This window comes from Mycobacterium riyadhense (assembly GCF_963853645.1).
Classification (GTDB): Bacteria; Actinomycetota; Actinomycetes; order Mycobacteriales; family Mycobacteriaceae; genus Mycobacterium; species Mycobacterium riyadhense.
On record NZ_OY970456.1, the window covers coordinates 1,645,242 to 1,667,118 of the forward strand.

Sequence of the window (21,877 nt, forward strand, 5' to 3'; positions counted from 1 at the left end):
ACCCAAACCGCTACATATGTACGCCGATGGCTTGCTGGATCAAATCGCGGGCACGGTCGAGCATCGAGGCGAACGGTCCAACGGCGAAATTCAACTTCGCCGATTCCACACCGGCGTGCGGCCGGGTCGGCGCGATAGCCTCAGCGACCTTCACGACGGTTCCCATTCGCTTGAGGTCGTCGACGCCGACTTCCCGCTGCAACTGCGCGAACTCCCGGGTCTCCTCGTGCTCGGCGTGGGCCAGTATCGCTTTACGCAGCTTGGATAGTTCGCGAATGAATTCCGGCGAGGTGATGTCGAGGCTTTCGATCTTGGATAGCTGCTCCTTGGCGTCATGCTCTTCATGCAATAGGCCATCAACAATCGCGTCGCCATCGTCGACCTCGCGGCGCAGGCGCGGATGCACCACCATCTCCTCGGCCGTTTCGTGTACCGCAAGCAATTGGCGTAACTCAATGAACGGCTTTTCGCGTGCCTGTGGATCCGACGCATGCAGCACCTCGTCGAACATGTCCTCGATGAGGTCGTGCTGTGCTTTGAGAAACCCGATGACTTCTTCGGGCGTTTGAACCATCATTTCGGCCACGCCGAAACACCTCCTACGGAGGAGAGTTAAGGACCGCGGGCGGGGGGCTTCGCACCGCTGAGCGCCGCATACCCGGGCAGGCGTGCGCTAAAACGCCCAACCGTATTCGGTTGGTCAGAAGCCTGCAACGAGATTGTTGCTTTGGGGGCAATAGGTGCGAACGGAAATGGCTACGTAGTCATTGGCGACGTCGCTGAACGCCGGACTGTTCGTCCGAAACTCCGCGACGATCTGTTGCACCGTCATCCCCTGGCGGATGTTCAGGCAAACCATCTTGCCGTTGTAGACGGCGGCATCGGGGTTGGCGAACGAGATGCCCCGGTCGCCCAGGTCCTGGATGTACTTGTTGTCCTGATCCGGCGTGGATGTGATGGAGGCAGGGTCCGGCGCCGTAGTTGTCGCCGATGCGGTTGGTGCTGCCGGTGCCTGCGTGGGCTTGGCTGGGGTCGGCGACCTCGTTAAAGCCCAATGTCCCAATACGATTGCCCCGGCGAGGCCGACACCGACCATCAGCATCGCGGTGGCTCTGCCCCACGTTGAGCGCCAGGTCTCTCGGGCGGCCGGGGGTTCGCTCGGAATCTCGTCGTTCTCGACGTTCTCGTAGACGTCCGCAACGACATCTTCTCCGCGCGACCACGCGACTTCCACGGCGTCCGTGGGCGCGGGGTTGGGCACCGCAACGGTCTCGCCGCTGTCTACTGCGGCGGTTGCCGCATCTGTTTCGTTGCCAGCCGAACCCGGCTCGACCATGACGGCCATGGTAGCCACGTTTCGATGTCCCGGCACCGACCGCAGGTCTAGGTCAGGCGGCGGTTGCGCCACCGTCGGATCCGGCCCGTCGGCATTTGAATTGCGCCCATCACCGAACTCATCGACGAGGCCACGGACTTGGCGTGGGCCCTGGGTTCGCCGGCTGGGGGGCAACTGCCTTCCCACCAGGTCGGCTGTAACAAGGCCGTCGTCACCGGAATCGCGGTGTCAACGCTGTTGCGCCCCCACTCGCACGCTCGATCGATCGCGGCGACCGACGGCGCCAGGTTGATGGCGGACAATGTTGGTTCGAAGCGAACCAGGTGATCGACGTAGGGCAGGTTGCGCACCATCTGCAACTGGATCGCCTGGGTGATCGGGGCCAGCCACATGTGCCGGGAGTCCCATTGCGGATGGAAGCAGTCGAAGGCCAGATAACACGCGTTGCGACTGCCGAGCTTGCCGTCACGTACTCGCTTCCACGCCAGTTCGATCGGGACGTTACTGGCTGCGCCGCCGTCGACGATCGCCGCGATCTCGTGGTCTGCACACAGGTCGTCGAGGATTCCGACCATGCGCGGGTCGCCGGTTTCGTGGTGCAGCACGCCCGGGATGGCCGATGAGAACGATGCCGCGTCGACCACGTCGAAGTCGAAGTCCGGGTCGTCACCGGTAACGATGATCGGCTTCACCACCCGCAAGTCGATGAACGCCGCCACTTGCCACATGCGGGCCCCCACCACCGGGCCGATGCCGATCGGCCGGAACGGCAGCGATCGCAACTGCAGCGCCGCCAGTTCAGGGCGGCGGAACCGCGACGGCAATGCCGCATAGGGCTGCCGGCGCACGCCGGCGACGACGACGTCGAACGGTATCGCCAGGTCCGACATGCGCATCCGTTCGCCGTCGGCACGGCTGAGCATGGCGAGCGCGAACTGGTCGAAGCGCAGCGCGAAGAGGCCGGCCAGGCCATGACGGCGGCGCAGCCGCTCGGGTCCGAGGATGGCCCGATAGGACACCGTCTTCGCCCACTGCACGTACTCCTCGATCGGCACCGGCAGCTCGCGGGCCACCAGGCTGCCGATGATCGACCCGAACGACGCGCCGATCATGTAGTCGGGCAACTGGCCGACCTCCAGCAGCCGCTGTATGCCGCCGATGTAGACGAAACCCGCACCGCCACCGCCGCCGAGAATCGTGACGAGCTTCTTGTAGCCCACCTCGGCATCCAGTTCGTCGGGGGAGAAGTCGTTGCCGTGGCGCTCGATGAGGACTCGCCGCTGATCGTCCTGGTCGGCCGCGAGTCCGCCCAGCACGTCGCGGGCCGCCTTCAAGGCGGTGACCGGATCTGGCTCCTCGCGCAGCGGTCCGTACAGGGCGTCGGTCACCCTGGACCGCCACGGCGCGACCTCGGCGCCCACCGAGATGTCCCCGCGCCCGCGGGTTCCGCCCGGACCCGCGGCCCCCGGCTCGAAATCGGTGAGTCTGGCGAAGTTGAGGATGTAGCGCAGCTGGCGCACGTCCTCACCGCTCAGCACGTCGGGGTTGGCAAGGTGCTGCCGGACGAGCCGGTTCTCCATCTTTTGCAGCAGCAGATTCGGCTCGGTCGAAGGGAGGTCGACCGTATCGAGGGACGCATCGGTGTCACGGGTCTCGTCGTCGATCGCCTCGATTTCATGGACCAGGTCGAGCGCGTTGCCGCGACGACCCAAGCGGCTGCGCACCGCGTTGACCAACGGGAACTGCATGAGCATCAGCGTCCCGGCACGGGAATGGTGGGCAGAGCTGAGCTACCCGGCCAGCACCCCAACGGGCTGATCCCTTTGTTGATGGCAGCCGTAATACAGTTCTGCACAACAACATTGGGGTCGTTGCTGATCGAGCGGGACAGGATTTCGTTTGCCTTCGCCTGCGCCTCGGCGGTCCTTTGGGCCTCCACCGCGATCGAGGTCTGGGCACGCTGCTGGTTGAGCTGATTGATCTTGTCCTCGGTGCCCTGGTCGTACTGGATGGTGGGCACGTTGACGTCGAAGATGTCGACCTGGCCGCCGACGTCCTGGCGCATGATGTCGGCCGCGCGCTTGGCCAGCGAAGGCAGCGGGGAGACGTCGAGATTCTGCGGGTCCAGGGGATTGAACGCGGCGAACACCTCGTTGAGCGCGACCGACAGATTCCGTTCAATCAGGTTGACGCGCACGTTGTCGAAGGTCTTGTACTGTTGGAACAGTTCTGGGGCGGCGTGCTGCTTGAGCTGCCAGCGGATGCTGACGTCGGCCAGGGCGGTGGATTGATTGCCCAGCCGCACCATGATGCGCTCGTCGTGGTTACCGACTTTGACGTACTTGTCGATCTGAATCGCGCCGTCCATCTGGTGAGTCATCTGCCAGGGCCACTTGGCGTGGAAGCCGTTGTTCAGGCTTACCCCCGTCGGGCGGCCGAAGGTGGTGACGATCGCGATCTGCCGGGTCCCGACGATTGTGAAGCAGCCCCACAAGAAAAACAGCACCGCCGCTGCCAGTGCGCCTATCGTGACTGCTTTGGCGCGGGAGCTTTGTCCCGTCCGTTTGAGCAGCCAGAACAAGCCCGCAACGCCGGCGACGATCAAGCAACCGATCAACAGCACAATCTGCCACGTCATCCTTAGACTCCTTCTGCAGGTGGTAGAGGCAGCCTAGGCTGCAGGCCATGTCGATCGATCGTGCCGCAGTGATTGCGGGCAGCATCCGGCTAGCCTCGGGCATCTCGTTTCTCGTCGACCCCATTCGTGCAAACAAGCTTTGGGGCGATCCGGACGACCAGACGGCGACCGCGCGACTGCTGTTGCGGTCAATGGGATACCGCGACGCATTGATCGGTGGCCTGCTCGCGACGGCAGCGCTGCGCGGCAAAAGCACCCGCGGTTGGTTTCTTGCCTCCGGCGGCGCCGACGCGGCCGACTTGCTTGGCGGGCTGAGCGTTCATCGCGAGCTGAAGCCCACGCAGCGAATCATCGGTGTCGGCGGCGCCGTGATCGGCATTGGCGTTGGGCTTTGGGGTGCAGCGCGCCGACGCGGCGTGCATGGTCGGCGGGCGCTCGACACGAGCGATCAGTAGCGGCATAGCGCGCTACGTATCGATCGAAAATCATTGGGCTGCTGTGGATCTGGTGCACGACGGCCGTGTGCTTGGTTCGACGCCGCAGCTGCGCACCCCGTGGTTAGCGGGCCACCGCGAACGCCAGCAGCACGAACATCGCAATAAGAACCGCCACGCGCAGCCAGTGCAATCGATCCCACCGGCGCGCGAGGTCACGCGGAGCTTCATCGCCATCCGACCACCGGCCGATCCGATTGTTGATCGGCACCATCATCGTCACTGTCAGCAACACGACCAGGGCCATCAGGACCGCCGACGTCGTGATCAGCCAATTGCCTGACATGACAACCGCCGCGGCGATCAGCACGACAAGCGTCGCCATATACCAGAACGGCATCACTCGGCCCAGCACGCGGCTGCCGTCGCTGCGAGCCCGGCTGAAGGCGTCGTCGTCCAGCCGGTCGAAAATCGGGTTGGTGAAAGCGGCGACGGCGATCTCGACGCCGACCATGGGACCGGCGATCAATACTGCAAGAGTTTCTCCGATGGCTTGCATGTCATCGACCCTCCCTCGCGATGCTGGCAAGGAGCAAGTCGCGAAGGCGTTGCGCGCCTGACCATGCTGTCACGTTGGAACCATCGCACTCCGGGATCGGTACGCTCAGCCTGTGCCGGACACGTCATATGCACCCTGCGGCGATCTGAGTCTTGCCTACCAGGTGTTTGGCGAGGGACCGGTCGAGCTCGTCTTCGCCGGGTCGTTCGTCAGCCACGTCGAGTTGTTTTGGACCATGCCCGAATTCAGGGCCTTCATGGAGAAGCTGTCCACGTTCTGTCGGGTCGTGCTGTTCGACAAGGCCGGCGTCGGATTGTCGGATCCGGTCCCGCAAGTTCGCACGCTGGATGATCGGGCGGCCGAGATCGAGGCAGTCATGGATGCCGTCGGCTTTGAAAAGGCCGCCCTCCTCGGCGTCAGCGAGGGCGGACCGGCCTCCATCGTGTTCGCAGCAACGCGACCGGAACGAACCCGGGCCTTGATCCTCACCGGTACGTCGTCGTACGTGCCCGGCTTTCACGGATGGGACGACCTCGACAGCGACCCGGCCGAGCTGCGGGCGCGTGTCGTCCCTGAACTGGGTGAGGAATACGCGCCATCGACCGAGCAGATCGCTTACGCACAGGAATTCGGCCGTGCCATCCGTTTTGCCTGGGGCAGTGGTGCGGCGCTCAAGTGCATGCTGCCATCGGTTCAATCGGTGCGCCAGCTCGGCATGCTGGAGCGGATGAGTGCGAGCCCCGGGATGGCGCGCGCGACTCTTGAAGCGGCGTTTCGGATCGATGTCAGACCGATCCTGCCGACGATCACCGCGCCAACCCTTGTCGTCCATGCCGCCCATGACCCCGGCGTTCCGGTGCAGTCGGGCCGGTATCTCGCCGCCCACATTCGTGGTGCGCGAATGCTCGAGATCGACGGTACCGATCATGCGCCCTGGTTTACCGAGCCCGACAGGATCGTGGCCGAGATCGAAGAACTGCTTACCGGCAGCCACTCCGCGCCCGCGCAGTCACACCGCGCGCTGCGCACCGTGCTGTTCACCGACATCGTCGCGTCCACCGAACGTGCTGCGGCGACCGGCGACGAGCGGTGGCGCGCGGTGCTGCAGCGCCTTGGTGAGATGACCACGGAACTGGCCGAACGATCCGGCGGCACTGTAGTCAAGAGCACCGGCGACGGCCACCTCATGACGTTCGACGGCCCGACACAGGCCATCCGTTGCGCCGGAGCCCTGTGCGCTGAGGCCGAGACGCTGGGCATCCAGATCCGCGCTGGCGTTCACACCGGCGAGTGCGAGCTGCTGGGCGACGACATCGGGGGGATCGCCGTGCACATCGCGGCGCGCATACTCGGCCAGGCCGGTGCGGGTGAAATCGTGGTGTCCCGCACCGTCCGTGACCTCGTCGTCGGATCGGGCACCGGCTTCGCGGACCGCGGCACCGTCGAACTGCGGGGCGTGCCCGGCACCTGGCAGCTGCTGGCCGTCGATCGGCACGACGCGCAATCGCCCGAGGCAAGGCTGGCGTCCACGCCCACCCCCGGCCCTCGAACCGCGATGCGCCGCTCGGATCGCGCGGTGGCGGTAATGGCCAAGCGCACCCCCTGGATCTTGCGCGGGTTCGCGCGTCTCGCTCCGGCCACGGGGCGGCAATCGCGATGACGCTGGGAGGATCAGCGCAGGAATCGCCCCAACACGCGCCGCAGCACACCCGACCCGCCGGTGGGCGGTTGCCGGTGGGCATACGGCCACGGCCGGTTGCGCTCCGGCACTGACGATGCCCGTTGCTGTTTGAGCTGCATCCTCAGGTGCTGGCGCAGCTCGTGCAGCTCGGGGTCGGTCCACCGGTTGTTCGCCTCGATGGGGTCGGCGGTCAGATCGTAAAGTTCCCATTGATCGTCGAGCGGATCGGTGCGATACGCCTCGCCGCCAACGCCGTTGGTAGCCAGGTGACGCACTCCGGGCTCGGTCCAGGTAGCCGGGTCGTCGAAAGAGCGGACCAGCTTCCATAGATGCCCCGCGCCGCCGATCGCATCCGTGTCGTCCACGCGTACCACCAGGCCCTCGAAGTTGGCGGCCACATGCGCGGGCACCTTGATGCGTAGCGGCGCAGGCGGATTCACGGTCTGACCCAGTTGCCGTGCGAACGCCGACGCGCCCGTGTCGCCTTCGAGCACGTTGTCGCGCGTCATCAGGTAGACGGCCCGGCCCTCGTGTGCCGCCGCGCCGTCCACCACGGGCATCAGGTCCCGGCCGGGCAGCGGATGCACCTCGGAGAACGATTCCGCGAGCGCGTCGGCCGTCGCGTCCACGTCCACGCCGGCCGCGCCGAGCAGCGTCGGCACCAGGTCGACGTGTGACGTCGGCGCGGAGACGGTGCGCGCCCGCGTCGCGTTCTCGCCGATGCGCACGATCACGAACGGAACCCTGGTGGCCTCGTCGTACAGGTTGAACCACTTCTGGTGCAGTCCACCGTGCGCGCCGAGAAGCTCGCCGTGATCGGAAGTGCGCACCAATACGGCATTCTCGGATCCGCCTTCGGTGACCGCGCGGCGTACCCGGTCGATCGGCGCATCGACCTCGGCGTGCAGGCGGTAGTAGAGGTCGCGGTAGCGCTGCGCGTTGCGCTCGTAGGTGCGCCTGACCGCGGGTGCCACTCCGTACCCGGTGTAGTAGGCCTCGCGGAACGCGATCTGCGCGGCCGGTTTTGTGGACAGGTCTTCGCTGGCGGTGGGCGCCGGCGGCACGCGTGGCGGATCCAGCTGGGCAGGCGGTACCGGGCTGCGGCGCACCCACGCCGGGAACAGCACGATGTCGTGCGGGTTGACGAAGCTGGCTACCAGCAAGAACGGGCGCATCGCCGCGGCGTCACCGGCGCGTCGCCGTGCGTAGCGGTCCTTCAGCCACGCGACAACACGATCGGCGATCAGCGGGTCGCGGCGACAACCGCTGTTCGCCATTAATGCCCCATGGGGTTCGGGGCCCACCCATCCCGAGAAGCCGTAGGGGCCAAGTGGGTCGGCGTCGAGATAGCGCCGCACCGCGATCGGGTCGATGACGCCGTCGTCGTCGTTGGTGGCGAGCGATCCGCCGGTCGTTGGGTCGTGCAGGTCGGCGTGCGAGATGTGCCACTTCCCGTCGTAATGGGTGTCATAGCCGGCCGCGCGGAACCAGTTGCCCAATGTCGGTACCTCGCCGGCGCGCAGCCAGCGCAGCCGGGAGTCGTCGAATCGCTTACCGATGCCGTCGGTCTGGGTGACCCCGTGCAGGTCCGGGTACTGACCGGTGAAAATCGTTGGGCGGCTGGGCACACAGGCCAGCGAACCGGTGTAATGCCGTGTGAAACTCACCCCGTGTTCGTCGAACCAGCGGCGGCCTGCCAGAGTTCGTTGGCGCCAGGCGAGTACGTCGGCCGGCTCGTATGGGGGCACCGCACGCTCCTCGTCGGTCATCACGATGACGATGTCGGGGCGCTTAGACATGTGTGTTCTCCATTCGGTGTGCCAGCCCGGCGAGTAACGTGTCGGACTGTTTGGCCAGCACGCGAAGCGCCACCTGTTCGGCCAGGCGAGCGGGGGGACCGGACCCGACCTCGACCGTGCTGGTCAACGTCACCACCGTAAGGTTCCCCGCCGGACGCAGCGCCCAGCGGTTGGCGACCTTGCGCAATCGGTGAGGTAGACCCTCGATGTCGTAGCCCAGTGCCACCGGTGGATCGAACTCGGTGATGCGATCCACCAGCGCGTTGCGGCCCACCTGGATGCGCCGCGTGGTCCCCAACGTGGCACCGCCGGGGCCGTGGTTGAGCACGCACGAGTGGTCGATGTTGTCGGCCCACGAACTCAGTGCATCGAGGTCGGCCAGTACGTCCCAGATTGCCTGCGGGGGCGCCGTTATCGTCCGGCTGCGGCTGATGTCTGCCACCCCGCCATCAAACACCATGGCGGTGACAGGCCGCGAACGGCGCGATTCCAGCCCGATTCCAGCCCGATTCCAGCCCTGGTAGGTGTTAGTCCGGGTATCGGAACACCGGCCGGAAACTGGTCGCATCCTCGTTGACGATCGCCGGATCGGCGCCCGAATCCCAGTCACTCCACGACGCATTCTCGGCCAGTCGATACGGCGCACGCATCTGCTCGAGCGCTTCGGCGAGTTTCGCGGTGTCGGTGGCCTCATACACGGTGAGTTGCTTTTCGGGCGAACGTCCGACGCTCTCGTATCGGCGACACCCGGACCAGAGCGGAACGTCGGCGACATTACGGGGCAGGTAGGTTTCCTCGTACCAGCGGTCAAAGCGATCCTTGCGCTCCGGTCGAGTCTCGACGCTAACCATGAAAAAGGGTCCGCGGAAGACGCCGCCCGGCGGCTTGCGCAGATGCTCGTAGCGCTGGCGGTACAGCCGCGCGGGTTCGAGGCCGCGCAAGCGGCCCTGCGCCCACGACGCCCATTCGAGGCGTTCGGCGTCGCGCCCTCCCCGCGTCTTCAGGTCGGCCAGGCATCGTGTTCCATCAACGCCGTGTGCCAGCTCGTAGAACGTCAGCTGTTGCTTGGCGTAGTAGCGCAGCGTGCCGTCGACATTGTGCTCCACGTAGCGTCGCGCCGAGACAATCTCCGGGAAGCAGGCCAGCAGCTTCGGAATGTGGCGGTGGTGATAGAACTCGGTAAACTCCGCTTCGTCCTCGGGGGCGACCGTTAGCCCTACCACGATCATCTCGTTCGACATAGTCTTATGGTCCTTCGCGGTGGTTACACGGTCCAATTTCGGGGCATCGGAGAAATCCGGTGGTGAAGGTCGTTACGGTTGATGGAACACCGACAAATCGAAGAGACGATAGATCAGTCAATGTATGAACAGGTCAACAGCCACCTGGTGGATCCCGCCGACGTAGGCTCACGCATCGATCCGGTCCTGGCGCGTAGTTGGTTATTGGTCAATGGCGCGCACGCCGACCGGTTCCAGGCAGCGGCGCACTCTCGTGCCGACATTGTTGTCTTCGACATCGAGGATGCGGTCGCGCCTAAGGACAAGGGCGGCGCGCGCGACAACGTCGTGCGCTGGCTTACTAACGGCAACAACGACTGGGTTCGCATCAACGGATTTGGCACGCCCTGGTGGGCCGATGACTTAGCCACGCTTGCCGGCAGCTCGGTCGGCGGGGTGATGCTGGCGATGGTCGAATCGGTCGACCACATCACCGAGACTTCGAAGAGGTTACCCAACGTCCCGATCGTGGCGTTGGTCGAAACGGCACGGGGACTGGAGCGGATCACCGAGATCGCCGCGGCCAAGGGCACTTTCCGGCTCGCTTTCGGCATCGGCGACTTCCGGCGAGACACCGGTTTCGGGGAGGACCCCAGCACCTTGGCCTATGCGCGGTCACGCTTTACCATCGCGGCCAAGGCGGCCGGCCTGCCGAGCGCGATCGACGGGCCCACCATCGGTTCCAATCCGCTGAAGCTCATCGAGGCCACGGCGGTCTCTGTTGAGTTCGGAATGACTGGCAAGATCTGTCTATCACCGGATCAGTGCGCCGTGGTGAACGAGGGGCTATCTCCATCGCAGGATGAAATTGGTTGGGCGAAAGAGTTTTTCGCGGAGTTCGAGCGCGACGGCGGTGAGATCCGCAATGGGTCCGATCTGCCGCGTATCGCGCGGGCTACCAAAATCCTCGATCTGGCCCGCTCCTACGGCATCGAAGTATCCGACTTCGAGGACGAACCGGTGCACATGCCCGCTCCGACGGACACCTATCACTACTGAGGATTACCGGCGTAACGTCTTCTCCAACGCGTTGACAATGGGGTCATCGAAGAGGCGGATGATGAGGCGGATGGCAACGGTAGCGGCATCCTTGAGCGGGTTGGCTCTGCTGAGCTGCACAGTGGCACAAGCCGATCCGTTGAGCATGGAGGGCTCCCACTACACGAAGTGGCTCTCGGAGTCAGGCGTGAACTATCAGGGTAATGTCACGACGGAGTGGATAATCGCCCAAGCGCACACCACGTGCGCGATGCTCGATCAGACTCCCACCCCCACGACGTACCAGACTACGGTCAGCAGGCTCGTCGGCGAACCCGGAAACTTCACCCAGCAGGAAGCCAAGTCGACGGTGTATTCCGCCATCCAGAGCTACTGCCATGACCACATCAATCTGGCTTTCTCGTGAGTCGGATTCGGATAGCGCGCATCTACGACGACATCGATCCCGACGACGGCCAGCGGATGCTCATCGACCGCATCTGGCCGCGAGGCATCCGCAAGGACGACCCACGGGTAGGCATCTGGTGCAAAGACGTTGCGCCGTCTAACGAACTGCGCCAGTGGTATCGCCATCAACCTGAGCTCTTCGACGAATTCGCGGCGCGCTACCAGGCGGAACTGGTCGACAGCGCGGCGTTGGACGAGCTACGCAAGCTGGCCAAGGGTGGTGTTGTCACGTTAGTGACCGCAGTGCGCGATCTCGACGGCAGTCACGCGGCCGTCCTGGCAAAGCTCCTCAAGAGCCGCTGACCGATGCGGCTGGGATTGCATGCGCTGGGAATCGGGTCCGGCGCCCAGCGGAGCGGCTATACCCTATGGGCCGGCGAACACGTCGTGATGGTAGACCGACCGGCCTCGCGTTACCACTACTCCGACGACGGCGTCATTGCTGTTCCAGCACAAGCGGATTGGCTTGATCCGACGATCGCGCAGGGCTTGCGCCGCCGCATCATCTCGGATCGCCGTCGCCACCGGTGTGCTGCTGCTGCCCGAGCACAACCAGGTGAGTTCGACGCGCTTGAGGTGGATTTCGGCGTTGGCCGAGCAATGGATTCAGTAATCGTACTGTGCCAGCGGCGTTTCATCGGTGGGCTGGGGCCCATTGGGGGACCCGGTGAGTGACACCGCGGCCGGGACCATTTCGCTGGTGACCAGGCCGTGGCGAGTTGTCAGCTCGTCGACGATGTCGAAACTGCGCGCGATGGCGTCGGGGGTGTCGACGATGATGGTGGTCACCGGTACCCGGCGAACAATCTGAAATAGCCTGTCCCCGTGCGGTTTATGGTCGCCGTAAAAACCCCAGATGCCGCGCAGGGCTGTTGCGCCGCGCGCCGTCTCAGACTGCATCAGGCGGTGGACCAGGGCGCGGTGGATCGACTGGCCCTCGTGCCGGGTTGCTTCGGCGGTGTGCACCATCAGCTTCTGCCATAGGGTGCGTCCTTGGTCGTCGGTCGGTGGCAGCTGTTGGGGGTGGGCGAACAGCTCGCCGTCGCGCTTGCACAACCGAACCCGTTCGATGCTCAGCAATGAATTGGGAAGTAGCCTGGTGACTTCCGCCGCGGCGGCCGTAACCTGCGGGGCCGACCCGATGGCGATGATCATCAGCGGAACATTGACGTTGCGGCCGAAGAAGCGGGCCCGGTAGCGGTGTCCGTATGCAGTGCCGTCGACGCCGAGAAGCACTGTGGCACCAGCGAATCCATGTCGATGAAGAAGTTCGCACACGGCGTAGTAAGCCGCCGCACCGGCGACCTGCACCTGTCGGCCGACGTAGACGGTGAGCTTGGTGGCGTCTCCCGTTCGGCTGTCGATATCGCTCAGGGCGTCCGCGCCGCTGTGCCGGGTGACCAGCCGTGCGCGCTCCAGCGTCACCAACCCGAGGCCGGTCATCGCCGTCACATCGTCGACCAGCGTGCGGATCTTTGACTCAACATCGACGGCGGCGATGGTTACCGGCGGGTCCTCGGACAGACTCAACGTTTGGTCACAGCGCAGCTCATGCTTAGGGCCGAAGCCGGTTGTCCCGCGCATCATCACGCTGGTGGCGACACGACGGGCGCCGAATAGATCCAACATGGCATCGGCTAAGAACCGCCGTGGTTCCCCGACGACGCGTTGCCGTTCGCCGAAGTACGCGGTCAACTTCAACGATTGCTCGCTCATGGCAGCCCCGCGAACCATTGTCCCAATGCCGCGGCGGCCAGGCCGAGCACGACGCTTGCACCGATGTTGGTGAACGCTGCGCGCAGCTGGCGATCCTCGCTGAGCCGCTGGGTTTCCAACATCCAGGTGGAAAACGTGGTGTAGGAGCCGACAAGCGCGGTGTCGGCCAGCAGAGCCACGTCCTTGGGCAACGCCAGCCCCGCGAGGAATCCGAGCAGCGCCGCGCCAGTGATGTTCACGGTCAGCGTGCCGTACGGAAACGTCCGGGCCATCCGACGGGCTACCGCGCGATCCACGACAAAACGCGCCACCGACCCGGCACCGCCGATGAGCATTACTCCTAGCCAGAGTGCAATCGAGGTCATCCGTGCACCCGCACCCGGCGCACCGAGATCGTGGCGAGGTGCACGGCCAGCAAGCCGAGCACGATACTCACGAGCGTATAGCCGATGGCCAAGATCCAGTGGCCGCGCTCGATCATCCGGATCGTCTCTACCTGCATCGTCGAAAAAGTGGTGAGCCCGCCGCACAATCCGGTGCCCAGCAACGGCCGTCGGTAACTCGACAACGGCAGCCGTTCCAGCAGCCGCGTCGTGAAGTAACCCACCAGGAAGGCGCCGACGATGTTGACGGTAAACGTTGGCCAGGGCCACCGTGCCGGGTCGGGGACGGCGAGGGTGCCCAGCACCGCTCGGGCGAGCGCGCCCAAGGCTCCGCCGACGAAGATCGCGGCCAACTCCCGGTAATCGTGGCTTGCCACTGGATGTTTCCCTTCGGTGTGCCTAGTGTGCGCTTACGCAGCCTAAGCCGGGACGCGGGATTTGGGCAGAATGAGTAGCCATGGTCAACCCGCGAGCCGGACAGCCGGCACAACCCGCGGATCTTGTCGATCTGCCCCACCTAGTGACTGCGTATTACACCGTTGCGCCCGATCCCGACGACGTCGCGCAGCAGGTGTCGTTCGGCACCTCGGGTCACCGCGGCTCGGCCCTGGCAGGGGCGTTCAATGAGGTCCACATCCTGGCCATCACCCAGGCCATCGTCGAGTACCGCGCGAGCCAGGGCACCACCGGCCCGTTGTTCATCGGTCGCGACCCGCATGGTCTTTCGGAACCGGCGTGGGTGTCTGCGCTGGAGGTGCTGGCCGCTAATCAGGTGGTGGCCGTCGTCGACTCTCGCGACCGCTACACGCCGACGCCGGCGATCAGCCACGCCATCCTGACCTACAACCGCGGCCGCACCGAAGGGCTCGCTGACGGAATCGTCGTGACCCCGTCGCACAACCCGCCGGCCGACGGCGGCTTCAAGTACAACCCGCCCAGCGGCGGCCCGGCGGGTAGTGACGCCACCAACGCAATCGCCAAGCGCGCCAACGAGATTCTTCGTGCTGGGTCGGGGGTGCGGCGGGTGCCTTTCGCGCGCGCGTCGCGGTCCGCCCAGCGTCACGATTATCTGGGCAACTATGTTGATGACCTGCCCAACGTGGTCGACGTTGACGCGATCCGTTCGGCGGGGGTACGGATCGGCGCCGACCCGCTGGGTGGGGCCAGCGTGGACTACTGGGCAGCGATCGCCGACCGGTATCGTCTGGATCTGACCGTGGTCAATCCGCTGGTCGATGCGACGTGGCGGTTCATGACGCTGGACACCGACGGCAAGATCCGGATGGACTGCAGCTCGCCGGACGCGATGGCTGGGCTGATCCGAACGATGTTCGGCAACCGGAATCGCTACCAAATCGCCACCGGCAACGATGCCGACGCCGACCGCCACGGCATCGTCACCCCCGATGCGGGCCTGCTGAACCCGAACCACTACCTGGCCGTGGCGATCGACTATCTCTATACCCACCGGCCGTCGTGGCCGGCCGGCGTCGCCGTCGGCAAGACCGCGGTGAGCTCGTCGATCATCGATCGGGTGGTCGCCGGCATCGGGCGTCGCCTCATGGAGGTACCGGTCGGGTTCAAATGGTTCGTCGACGGTCTGATCGGCGGCAGCATTGGTTTCGGCGGTGAGGAGTCGGCGGGGGCGTCGTTTCTGCGGCGGGACGGGTCGGTGTGGACTACCGACAAAGACGGCATCATCCTGGCGTTGTTGGCCTCGGAGATTTTGGCAGTCACGGGCAAGACGCCGTCGCAGCGCTACGCCGAGCTGGCTTCCGCGTATGGCGCGCCGACGTATGCGCGGGTCGACGCGCCCGCCGACCGTGAGCAGAAGGCGCGGCTGTCTAGGCTCTCGGCCGATCAGGTCAGCGCAACCGAATTGGCGGGGGAGCCCATTACCGCGAAGCTGACCTCGGCGCCAGGCAACGGCGCTCCGCTGGGCGGGCTCAAGGTGACGACGGCAAATGCGTGGTTTGCCGCCCGGCCGTCGGGCACCGAGGACGTCTACAAGATCTACGCCGAGTCCTTCCGTGGGCCGGAGCATCTGGCCGAGGTGCAGAAAACGGCCCGCGAGGTGGTCAATCGCGTCGTCGGGTAGAGCCGTCTGACCTGGGACTTTGAACCCGTGTTGACAGTGGTGTAGCTTCGATGGGCACAACTTCTCGGGGCTATGGCGCAGCTGGTAGCGCACCACACTGGCAGTGTGGGGGTCAGGGGTTCGAGTCCCCTTAGCTCCACAAACAGAGTCGGACGGGTCGAATTTTGACGACAACCGTGGCCTCATTTGCGAAATCAGCTGATTCGGGGTGTACCCACATTCAGATTTTGGGACATGGTGCTGTACGGCCGGCCGGAAACGCGTGACACCCAGCGTTGTCTTCATGCTGGAGGCTGAAGACCAGATCGGTTCAGCTAACTACTTCGACCTGAAAAAGTCGGCGCGTTGATCCGCGGGTTGATGGTGCTGAACAGGAAAGATGGCCTCAAGCCCTTGTTGCGGAAGGGATTGAGGCCATCGTGTTTCGTACTGTAGGCGATCAGGTGTCGCTTTGGGAGGCAGTGCTTCCCGCGGAGTTGTTGAAGTTGCCCGATGAGTTGGCGCGGGTCGATGGGCTGCTCGATGATCCGGTGTTCTTCGCCCCGTTCGAGCCGTTCTTCGATACACGGATCGGGCGTCCGTCCACGCCGATGGAGACCTATCTGCGGTTGATGTTCTTGAAGTTCCGTTACCGGCTGGGCTATGAGTCGCTGTGCCGAGAAGTCGCGGATTCGATCACTTGGCGCCGGTTCTGCCGGATCGGACTGGATGGGTCGGTGCCGCATCCGACCACGTTGATGAAGCTGACCACCCGGTGTGGCAGTGCGGCGGTCGACGGGCTCAATGAGGTGCTGTTGGCCAAGGCGGCTGAGGCGAAGTTGTTGCGTACTAATCGGATTCGGGTGGATACCACGGTGGTGCCGGCTAATGTGGCCTATCCGACCGATTCGAGTCTGCTGGCCAAGGCGACGCGCCGGATCGCCGGGATCGGCAAGCGGATCCAGGCCGCTGGGGGCGCGGTGCGCACCCAGCTGCGGGACCGCTCCCGCGCGGCGGGCAAGCGCGCGCACGCGATCGCGTCGAAACTGCGCTCTCGCGCCGCGCTGGGCCGCGACGAGGCCAAGGCCGCGGTGCTGACCAGCACCGGGGAGCTGGCTGTGCTGGCCAAAACCGCGGCGCGCGAGGCCGAGCGGCTACTGGTCAACGCCAAGCGGGCGGTGCGCCGGGCCCAGGTCAAAGCTGCCGACCTGCGCGCCCGCGGCGAGCATGATGCAGCAGCCGGCCGGCGACGTGGCCGGCTGGTGCGTGCGGTCAACGACCTGGCCAAACTGCTGGAAGCGACGCGGCAGATCGTGGCGCAGACCCAGCAGCGCGTCGCCGGGCACATCCCGGACGGGGCGAGTCGGCGGGTCAGCCTTCACGACGGCGATGCCCGCCCGATCGCCAAGGGCAGGCTGGGCCGGCCGGTCGAGTTCGGGCACAAGGCCCAGATCGTCGACAACGACGACGGCATCGTCCTGGACCACCGTGTGGAGCAAGGCAATCCACCCGACGCGCCGCAACTAGCGCCCGCGGTCAAACGGGTCACCAAACGCGCCCGGCGTACCCCGGGCACCGTCACCGCCGACCGCGGCTACGGCGAGGAACGCGTCGAAAACGACCTGCACGACCTCGGTGTACGTACGGTCGTGATACCGCGAAAAGGCAAACCCGGCAAGGCTCGGCAAGCCGAGGAACACCGGCCAGCCTTCCGACGAACAATCAAGTGGCGCACCGGCAGCGAAGGCCGCATCAGCACTCTCAAACGAAACTACGGTTGGAGCCGCTCCTCCATCGATGGCACCGAAGGAACCCGAATCTGGACCGGACACGGCGTCCTCGCCCACAACCTAGTCAAGATCAGCGGCCTCGCAGCATGACCCGACGCCCCAAAGCACGGATCTCTGCCTCCACAGTCACGCGGTATTCGCGCACCAACAGCAGACTCAGGGGCCGTCACTTTTTCAGGTCGAAGTAACTAAACCGCTATATCGCCGCAGCCGGATCGCTGGGAGTGCTTCGCGGTATACGGGAGCGATCATGGTGCACTGCGAGGAGTTGAGCAGACTGGCGTGTGGCGAGACGGTCTCGTCGCGGTTGGGGGCGCTGGGTCGACCTGGTGGGCCAGCGGTTTCGGGTGCAGTTGAGCGGTGGAAATGCTGATTGACTGATTCAGCCAATGCTATTTGGCTGATTCAAACCCTGCTAATTGTATGATTACTCCATGCGGTACGTCAGACGTATTGTCGACGACGAACTGGACGAGCTGTTCGGACAGATACCGGCGATCGCCATCGACGGCCCGAAGGCAGTGGGGAAGACGACCACCGCCGAGCAGCGAGTCGTCGGCTTGCTGAGGCTCGATGCAAAGCCCAACCGTGAGGCGGTGTACGCCGATCCGGGTCTTCTGTTGACTCGGCCGCGGCCACTGCTCATCGACGAGTGGCAGAAGGTTCCCGAGGTGTGGGATGTCGTGCGGCGTGCTGTCGACGACGATCCGACTGGTGGCCAGTTTCTGCTCGCCGGGAGTGCTTCACCCCGCCACGGGGCGACGGTCCACTCCGGTGCGGGGCGTATTGGGCGGCTGCGGATGCGTCCTATGACCTTGTCGGAGCGGGGGATCGCGTCACCGACGGTCAGCCTTGGCGAATTGCTCGGTGGGAGAAGGCTCCCGCTCGACGGGGTGGCGGAGGTCCGGTTGGCCGATTACACACATGAGATCGTGGCATCTGGTTTTCCGGGTATGCGGTCTCTCGGTGCGCGGGCATTGAAGTTTCAGCTTGATTCGTACCTGCGTAATGCCGTTGATCGAGACGTGCCCGAGCAGGGGCTCGCCGTTCGTAAGCCTGATGCCATGTTGGGGTGGTTGCGTGCATACGCGGCAGCCACATCCACGACGGCGAGCTATACCGCAGTGCTCGACGCGGCCACAGCCGGTGTCAGTGACAAGCCGGCGCGTTCAACGACCATCGCGTACCGCGATGTGCTCTCTCAGCTATGGCTGCTTGACCCGGTGCCCGCTTGGGGTCCCGCGGCAAACCCGTTGGCGCGCTTGGCCCAATCGCCGAAGCATCACTTGGCCGATCCTGCGTTGGCGGCGCGTCTACTTGGCTTGTCCGTGGATACGCTCCTCGGCGGTAAAGGCAGGCCGATCGGGCCTCAGGCTGGTGGCATGCTCGGGCATCTCTTCGAATCGTTGGTCACACTTTGCGTACGGGTTGCTGCGCAGGCTGCCGAGGCCACTGTCGGTCACCTCCGAACACGCAACGGAGACCACGAAATAGATCTGGTGGTGGTGCGCGACGACGGCAAAGTGCTCGCCGTCGAGGTGAAACTCGCCGCAACAGTCGAAGATCGAGACACCGCGCACTTGCGCTGGCTGGCCGACCACCTCCGCGGGGACCTGCTCGACGCGATCATCATCAACACGGGGCCCAACGCCTACCGTCGCCCCGACGGCATCGGCGTGGTCCCGCTGGCGCTGCTGGGTCAGTAATGGGTCGAAACTCGAACGGCCGCCGTCGTTTGCGATGAGTTGATACGTAATGCATACGGACACACGCGATGGGTTTTTGCTGGTCTATCGCGGCAGTTGCGCTCCGACGGCAATTTTGACGACAACCGTGACAACCCAAGGGTGCTGGGCGGAAGGCGGCTCGATACTTCGCTCCAGTGCTAACTCATCCAAGGGGGTCATTCCGTCGGGGATCGGTTTCCCGCTTCGTGATTCGTGGTTCACGTGTGCGCCCGAAAAGACGCGAGTGCCGTTTCCACCTCGTGAAGGTCCCGTTCGCTGCATAGGGTCCAACGCTGCTCGTCGGCGTCGAGGTGAGCAAGGAAACTACAGCGGCTGCGAATGGTCGCGATCCAGTCCTTCAGACGCACAGGCCTGGTGAGGTAGCCGATATCCTCTCGACGGAACTCGCGTTCATGCCGCGGCCTGAGGACCTCCTGCGGATCGACCGGCTTGGTGCCGCGTCCGTCGACAACTACGTCGCGATAGACGTTGAGGCGAGCAGACGCAAAAGCCCCCATTTCGCGCGGCGAAATGGGGGCTTTTGCGTCTGCTCGCCAGCACCCAGGGCCGGCGGATGAGGGCTTCATCGAGCGCTCCGGAAGTTGCGAACCACTGCAGATCGTAGAGGTCTCGTGACAGGGACACTCGGCGGTAGCGCGCGAGCTTCTCTGCGACGGCCTCTTCGACGCGCACTACGGGAGTCGTCGGCAGGACGAAATCGTACCTGTCGTGGATCGGTAGTCGCACCGGATCGAGCATCTCGGGTACCAGGCTGAGCGCGTGTCGCGCCAGCTCTATCTTGGCGCCCAGCTGCGGTCGGCCAAACGGCGTGTCTACCAATAGATCATCGCGTCGACCGTCGTCGCCGAGATTTTCGATTGCGAAAGTGAAGCCGTCGACCTCGACGGCGTCGAGAGCCTGCAGAGCGGCGAGCGCCACCTCCTCATCGGGCGCGGTGAAGTCGAGGTCGGTCGAGAAACGGCCAGCGTTGCCCGCCCTGAACTTTCGCAACGCGGTGCCCCCCTTGAAAACCAGGCCGCGTGCGAAAAGCCCGGCGTTGTGAAGCAAGTGCAACGCGTGATCCTGGGCAATGTCGAGAAGAGCAGCATCGCGGCCACCCCTGACGCCTTGATGTGGCGCGCGAGATGTCCCTCGGTAATCCGGGTCACGATCCGGTGCCCACGGTGAGGTATCGGTGGAGCAGAGTGTCGTTGACCTTGGTCTCGGCATCGAAAACACCTGTTCCGGCGACACGCGGTCCGAGCCAGACAGTTTCTGTTGCTGGGTAGGCCGCGACGATTGCGGCTCGTGCATCGCGGTTGCCTACTGACCCGAGAACGTATGCGGCGCGCTGCGCCGCTGCGCGAGGCTTGGTCTCTAGCAAGTGGATGATGGTGTCGACGTCCACGCGTGTGACGGCATCCGGCAGCCACTGGCCCAGGCCAGCCACGTCCTTGTAGGCCGACGGCCGTACCGCAATACCGACGGTCAGTCCTTCGAGGTTCCATGATGGCAATCCGTTGACCGTCGTCAGCCCGGCCTCGGGCAACTCGATGCGGACGTAGCGCCAGTCACCGGAGAGCGCTTTAGGAAAAGCTTGCTCGGCAGGCAGGGCAACCAGCTCCTGCTCGGGTAGCCGCTGGGCCAGCCCGAGGAGGGATGCCGCCGTTTCCATTGCCAGCACGCCGCGCCAATCGGGGTCCACGGCGCGCTGCGCGCGGAACTCGATGAGGCGGTCCCCGGAGCCGTAGGTGCCGCCGCGGGCTGCGGGGAGGAATTCCCAGGCGTGTCGGGTCCGCAGTTGTCCCAGCCACCCGTCACGCTGGAGTTCGTACGCGAGGCGTCGTGTTGCCGCTTTATGGCCGTCAAGCCCGACTTGGCGCATGACGGTGGCCAGCCGATCTGACGTCACGACCAAGTCGCCGTCGAGTTCGAGCTGCTCGACGACGTCGGCGACGGAGCGCGGGATTACTCGCGCCACTGTCATTCACTACCTTTCTTAGGTCAGTGACAACAAACTAAGGATGTAAATGACAGTTCACAAACCGGGCCGCGTGCGGAGAACATGCCGTCCATGGGGGCGGTCCGGCGCGTTGACGACGTCAACACGCCGAACCGAAACTCGCAGGTGACGAACTGCACTGAAATCGATCGAAGTAGATCAAAATGACTGGTGGAGACGCTGACGGACACCGAATCCAGGGGTTCGAGTTCCTTCACTCCACCGGCCCAAATGCTGATTTCAGGGTCCAGACTTGCGAGCGATTAACCACAGCCGCGGCGACAACTGGCGGGCGGAATCGTCGCTGGACAGACTCGACCATGGCGGCGGGGCCGGGCTTCCCGCGTGGCTGTGCAAACTAGCGAGCCAGTCCGAGGAACACCATCAAAGACCGTTCGATGTCCGCCAAGAGTGCTGTCGGCGCCCGACCGATACGCGCGCCAAGGTTCGACCGGCGCACAGTCGTGATCTTGTCGATCATCGCGAAGCTGGGCTCGGTGATCTTCGTCGTCTCGTCGTTCGGCACGGCAACCCGGGATAACGGCGTGTCGGTGACCGTCGTGGTCAGCGGGATGACGACGACCGAATCTGTCTCCGCGAACAGGTCGTCTTGGATGATGATCGCTGGGCGCGGCTTGGCTGCGTAGACACCGCCGGAGACGGTCCACAGCTCGCCACGGTTCACGCGTCGTCGTCCAGCGAACCAAGAGCGGAGATCGCCTCAACGAACTCCATGTCGTCGCTGTGTCGATCAGCCTCTGCGAGGGCCAGCGCCTCACGGTGTGCTTCAGCGGCGAACGCAGCCGAGCGGACATCCGGCACCCACACCTGGACGGGGCGATACCCTCGCAGGCGCATGCGCTCGCGGTATTGGCGAGCTCTCCGCGTCGAGGTGTCCATGCTCTACATGTTTCATGAAACGACTGTTGCATGCAACACGAGGAGTGTGGGGGTCAGGGGTTCGAGTCCCCTTAGCTCCACTCGTATGACTGCATTTCACGGCATGAAT

The 21,877-nt window shown here is 64.7% G+C and carries 23 protein-coding genes, 1 tRNA gene and 1 pseudogene; 10 read left to right on the forward strand and 15 right to left on the reverse strand.

Annotated elements, in window-relative coordinates:
• Positions 1-10: 10 nt before the first annotated feature.
• From AADZ78_RS07470 to AADZ78_RS07485, 4 genes are all read right to left on the reverse strand, one after another.
• Positions 11-586: a hemerythrin domain-containing protein gene (locus AADZ78_RS07470; protein WP_085249252.1), complete on the reverse strand. Its 576-nt coding sequence runs from the start codon at positions 584-586 to the stop codon at positions 11-13.
• Positions 587-700: 114 nt separating this feature from the next.
• Complete coding sequence (locus AADZ78_RS07475) at positions 701-1,345, reverse strand: DUF732 domain-containing protein (RefSeq protein ID WP_085249253.1); 645 nt, start codon at positions 1,343-1,345, stop codon at positions 701-703.
• 38 nt (positions 1,346-1,383) lie between these two features.
• Positions 1,384-3,084, reverse strand: a complete 1,701-nt coding sequence (locus AADZ78_RS07480; protein WP_085249273.1) for a patatin-like phospholipase family protein — start codon at positions 3,082-3,084, stop codon at positions 1,384-1,386.
• A gap of 5 nt (positions 3,085-3,089) precedes the next feature.
• Positions 3,090-3,974, reverse strand: coding sequence for an SPFH domain-containing protein (locus AADZ78_RS07485; protein ID WP_085249254.1), 885 nt, complete (start codon positions 3,972-3,974; stop codon positions 3,090-3,092).
• Positions 3,975-4,021: 47 nt separating this feature from the next.
• Between AADZ78_RS07485 and AADZ78_RS07490 the strand changes: the two genes are divergently transcribed.
• Entirely contained in the window at positions 4,022-4,429 is a 408-nt protein-coding gene (locus AADZ78_RS07490) for a DUF4267 domain-containing protein (RefSeq protein ID WP_085249255.1), read from the forward strand.
• Positions 4,430-4,532: 103 nt separating this feature from the next.
• Here the strand turns inward: AADZ78_RS07490 and AADZ78_RS07495 are convergent, their stop codons facing one another.
• Positions 4,533-4,967: a DUF1772 domain-containing protein gene (locus AADZ78_RS07495; protein ID WP_085249256.1), complete on the reverse strand. Its 435-nt coding sequence runs from the start codon at positions 4,965-4,967 to the stop codon at positions 4,533-4,535.
• A 112-nt stretch (positions 4,968-5,079) separates the two neighbouring features.
• On the opposite strand from AADZ78_RS07495, the gene AADZ78_RS07500 reads away from it, so the two are divergent.
• Positions 5,080-6,627, forward strand: coding sequence for an adenylate/guanylate cyclase domain-containing protein (locus AADZ78_RS07500; protein ID WP_085249257.1), 1,548 nt, complete (start codon positions 5,080-5,082; stop codon positions 6,625-6,627).
• A gap of 11 nt (positions 6,628-6,638) precedes the next feature.
• Here AADZ78_RS07500 and AADZ78_RS07505 read toward each other — a convergent pair whose 3' ends face one another.
• From AADZ78_RS07505 to AADZ78_RS07515, 3 genes are all read right to left on the reverse strand, one after another.
• Entirely contained in the window at positions 6,639-8,447 is a 1,809-nt protein-coding gene (locus AADZ78_RS07505; RefSeq protein ID WP_085249258.1) for a sulfatase-like hydrolase/transferase, read from the reverse strand.
• Positions 8,440-8,907, reverse strand: a complete 468-nt coding sequence (locus AADZ78_RS07510; protein ID WP_085249259.1) for an SRPBCC family protein — start codon at positions 8,905-8,907, stop codon at positions 8,440-8,442. The genes AADZ78_RS07505 and AADZ78_RS07510 overlap by 8 nt, the downstream gene beginning before the upstream one ends.
• 67 nt (positions 8,908-8,974) lie before the next feature.
• Positions 8,975-9,724 (reverse strand): hypothetical protein, encoded by a 750-nt coding sequence (locus AADZ78_RS07515; protein WP_341343633.1) that lies wholly within the window; start codon positions 9,722-9,724, stop codon positions 8,975-8,977.
• Between the two features lie 84 nt (positions 9,725-9,808).
• Here AADZ78_RS07515 and AADZ78_RS07520 point away from each other — a divergent pair, with 84 nt between their 5' ends.
• The 4 genes and pseudogenes from AADZ78_RS07520 to AADZ78_RS07535 all read left to right on the forward strand — a co-directional run.
• Entirely contained in the window at positions 9,809-10,726 is a 918-nt protein-coding gene (locus AADZ78_RS07520) for an HpcH/HpaI aldolase/citrate lyase family protein (RefSeq protein ID WP_085249274.1), read from the forward strand.
• 70 nt (positions 10,727-10,796) lie between these two features.
• Positions 10,797-11,132 carry a DUF732 domain-containing protein gene (locus AADZ78_RS07525; protein WP_169726239.1) on the forward strand — a complete coding sequence of 112 codons (336 nt, stop codon included), beginning with the start codon at positions 10,797-10,799 and terminating at the stop codon, positions 11,130-11,132.
• On the forward strand, positions 11,129-11,476 hold the full coding sequence (locus AADZ78_RS07530; RefSeq protein ID WP_239655223.1) for a DUF488 domain-containing protein: 348 nt from the start codon (positions 11,129-11,131) through the stop codon (positions 11,474-11,476). The genes AADZ78_RS07525 and AADZ78_RS07530 overlap by 4 nt, the downstream gene beginning before the upstream one ends.
• A gap of 3 nt (positions 11,477-11,479) precedes the next feature.
• Positions 11,480-11,732: pseudogene (locus AADZ78_RS07535) on the forward strand (LLM class F420-dependent oxidoreductase); the annotation flags it as partial.
• A gap of 47 nt (positions 11,733-11,779) precedes the next feature.
• Here AADZ78_RS07535 and AADZ78_RS07540 read toward each other — a convergent pair.
• From AADZ78_RS07540 to crcB (AADZ78_RS07550), 3 genes are read right to left on the reverse strand one after another with little or no spacing between them, the layout of a single operon-like run.
• On the reverse strand, positions 11,780-12,889 hold the full coding sequence (locus tag AADZ78_RS07540) for a DUF190 domain-containing protein (RefSeq protein ID WP_085249261.1): 1,110 nt from the start codon (positions 12,887-12,889) through the stop codon (positions 11,780-11,782).
• A complete protein-coding gene (crcB, locus tag AADZ78_RS07545) occupies positions 12,886-13,254 on the reverse strand; it encodes a fluoride efflux transporter CrcB (RefSeq protein WP_085249262.1) in 369 nt (122 codons plus the stop codon). Before crcB (AADZ78_RS07545) ends, AADZ78_RS07540 begins: the two co-directional genes overlap by 4 nt.
• Complete coding sequence (gene crcB, locus AADZ78_RS07550) at positions 13,251-13,649, reverse strand: fluoride efflux transporter CrcB (protein ID WP_085249263.1); 399 nt, start codon at positions 13,647-13,649, stop codon at positions 13,251-13,253. Before crcB (AADZ78_RS07550) ends, crcB (AADZ78_RS07545) begins: the two co-directional genes overlap by 4 nt.
• A gap of 80 nt (positions 13,650-13,729) precedes the next feature.
• Here crcB (AADZ78_RS07550) and pgm point away from each other — a divergent pair, with 80 nt between their 5' ends.
• From pgm to AADZ78_RS07570, 4 genes are all read left to right on the forward strand, one after another.
• Positions 13,730-15,370 carry a phosphoglucomutase (alpha-D-glucose-1,6-bisphosphate-dependent) gene (pgm, locus tag AADZ78_RS07555; protein ID WP_085249264.1) on the forward strand — a complete coding sequence of 547 codons (1,641 nt, stop codon included), beginning with the start codon at positions 13,730-13,732 and terminating at the stop codon, positions 15,368-15,370.
• Between the two features lie 66 nt (positions 15,371-15,436).
• Positions 15,437-15,509 (forward strand) — tRNA-Ala (locus AADZ78_RS07560).
• A 280-nt stretch (positions 15,510-15,789) separates the two neighbouring features.
• On the forward strand, positions 15,790-17,229 hold the full coding sequence (locus tag AADZ78_RS07565) for an ISNCY family transposase (protein ID WP_085251832.1): 1,440 nt from the start codon (positions 15,790-15,792) through the stop codon (positions 17,227-17,229).
• Positions 17,230-17,573: 344 nt separating this feature from the next.
• Positions 17,574-18,845: an ATP-binding protein gene (locus AADZ78_RS07570; RefSeq protein ID WP_085251996.1), complete on the forward strand. Its 1,272-nt coding sequence runs from the start codon at positions 17,574-17,576 to the stop codon at positions 18,843-18,845.
• A 432-nt stretch (positions 18,846-19,277) separates the two neighbouring features.
• Here AADZ78_RS07570 and AADZ78_RS07575 read toward each other — a convergent pair whose 3' ends face one another.
• The 4 genes from AADZ78_RS07575 to AADZ78_RS07590 all read right to left on the reverse strand — a co-directional run bounded on the left by AADZ78_RS07575 (position 19,278) and on the right by AADZ78_RS07590 (position 21,768).
• Positions 19,278-19,940, reverse strand: coding sequence for a nucleotidyl transferase AbiEii/AbiGii toxin family protein (locus AADZ78_RS07575; RefSeq protein WP_239656771.1), 663 nt, complete (start codon positions 19,938-19,940; stop codon positions 19,278-19,280).
• Positions 19,941-20,031: 91 nt separating this feature from the next.
• Positions 20,032-20,853 carry a type IV toxin-antitoxin system AbiEi family antitoxin gene (locus AADZ78_RS07580; protein ID WP_085251995.1) on the reverse strand — a complete coding sequence of 274 codons (822 nt, stop codon included), beginning with the start codon at positions 20,851-20,853 and terminating at the stop codon, positions 20,032-20,034.
• Between the two features lie 373 nt (positions 20,854-21,226).
• Positions 21,227-21,553 (reverse strand): type II toxin-antitoxin system PemK/MazF family toxin, encoded by a 327-nt coding sequence (locus tag AADZ78_RS07585; protein ID WP_085251994.1) that lies wholly within the window; start codon positions 21,551-21,553, stop codon positions 21,227-21,229.
• Positions 21,550-21,768 carry an antitoxin MazE family protein gene (locus AADZ78_RS07590; protein ID WP_085251993.1) on the reverse strand — a complete coding sequence of 73 codons (219 nt, stop codon included), beginning with the start codon at positions 21,766-21,768 and terminating at the stop codon, positions 21,550-21,552. The genes AADZ78_RS07585 and AADZ78_RS07590 overlap by 4 nt, the downstream gene beginning before the upstream one ends.
• Positions 21,769-21,877: the final 109 nt, after the last annotated feature.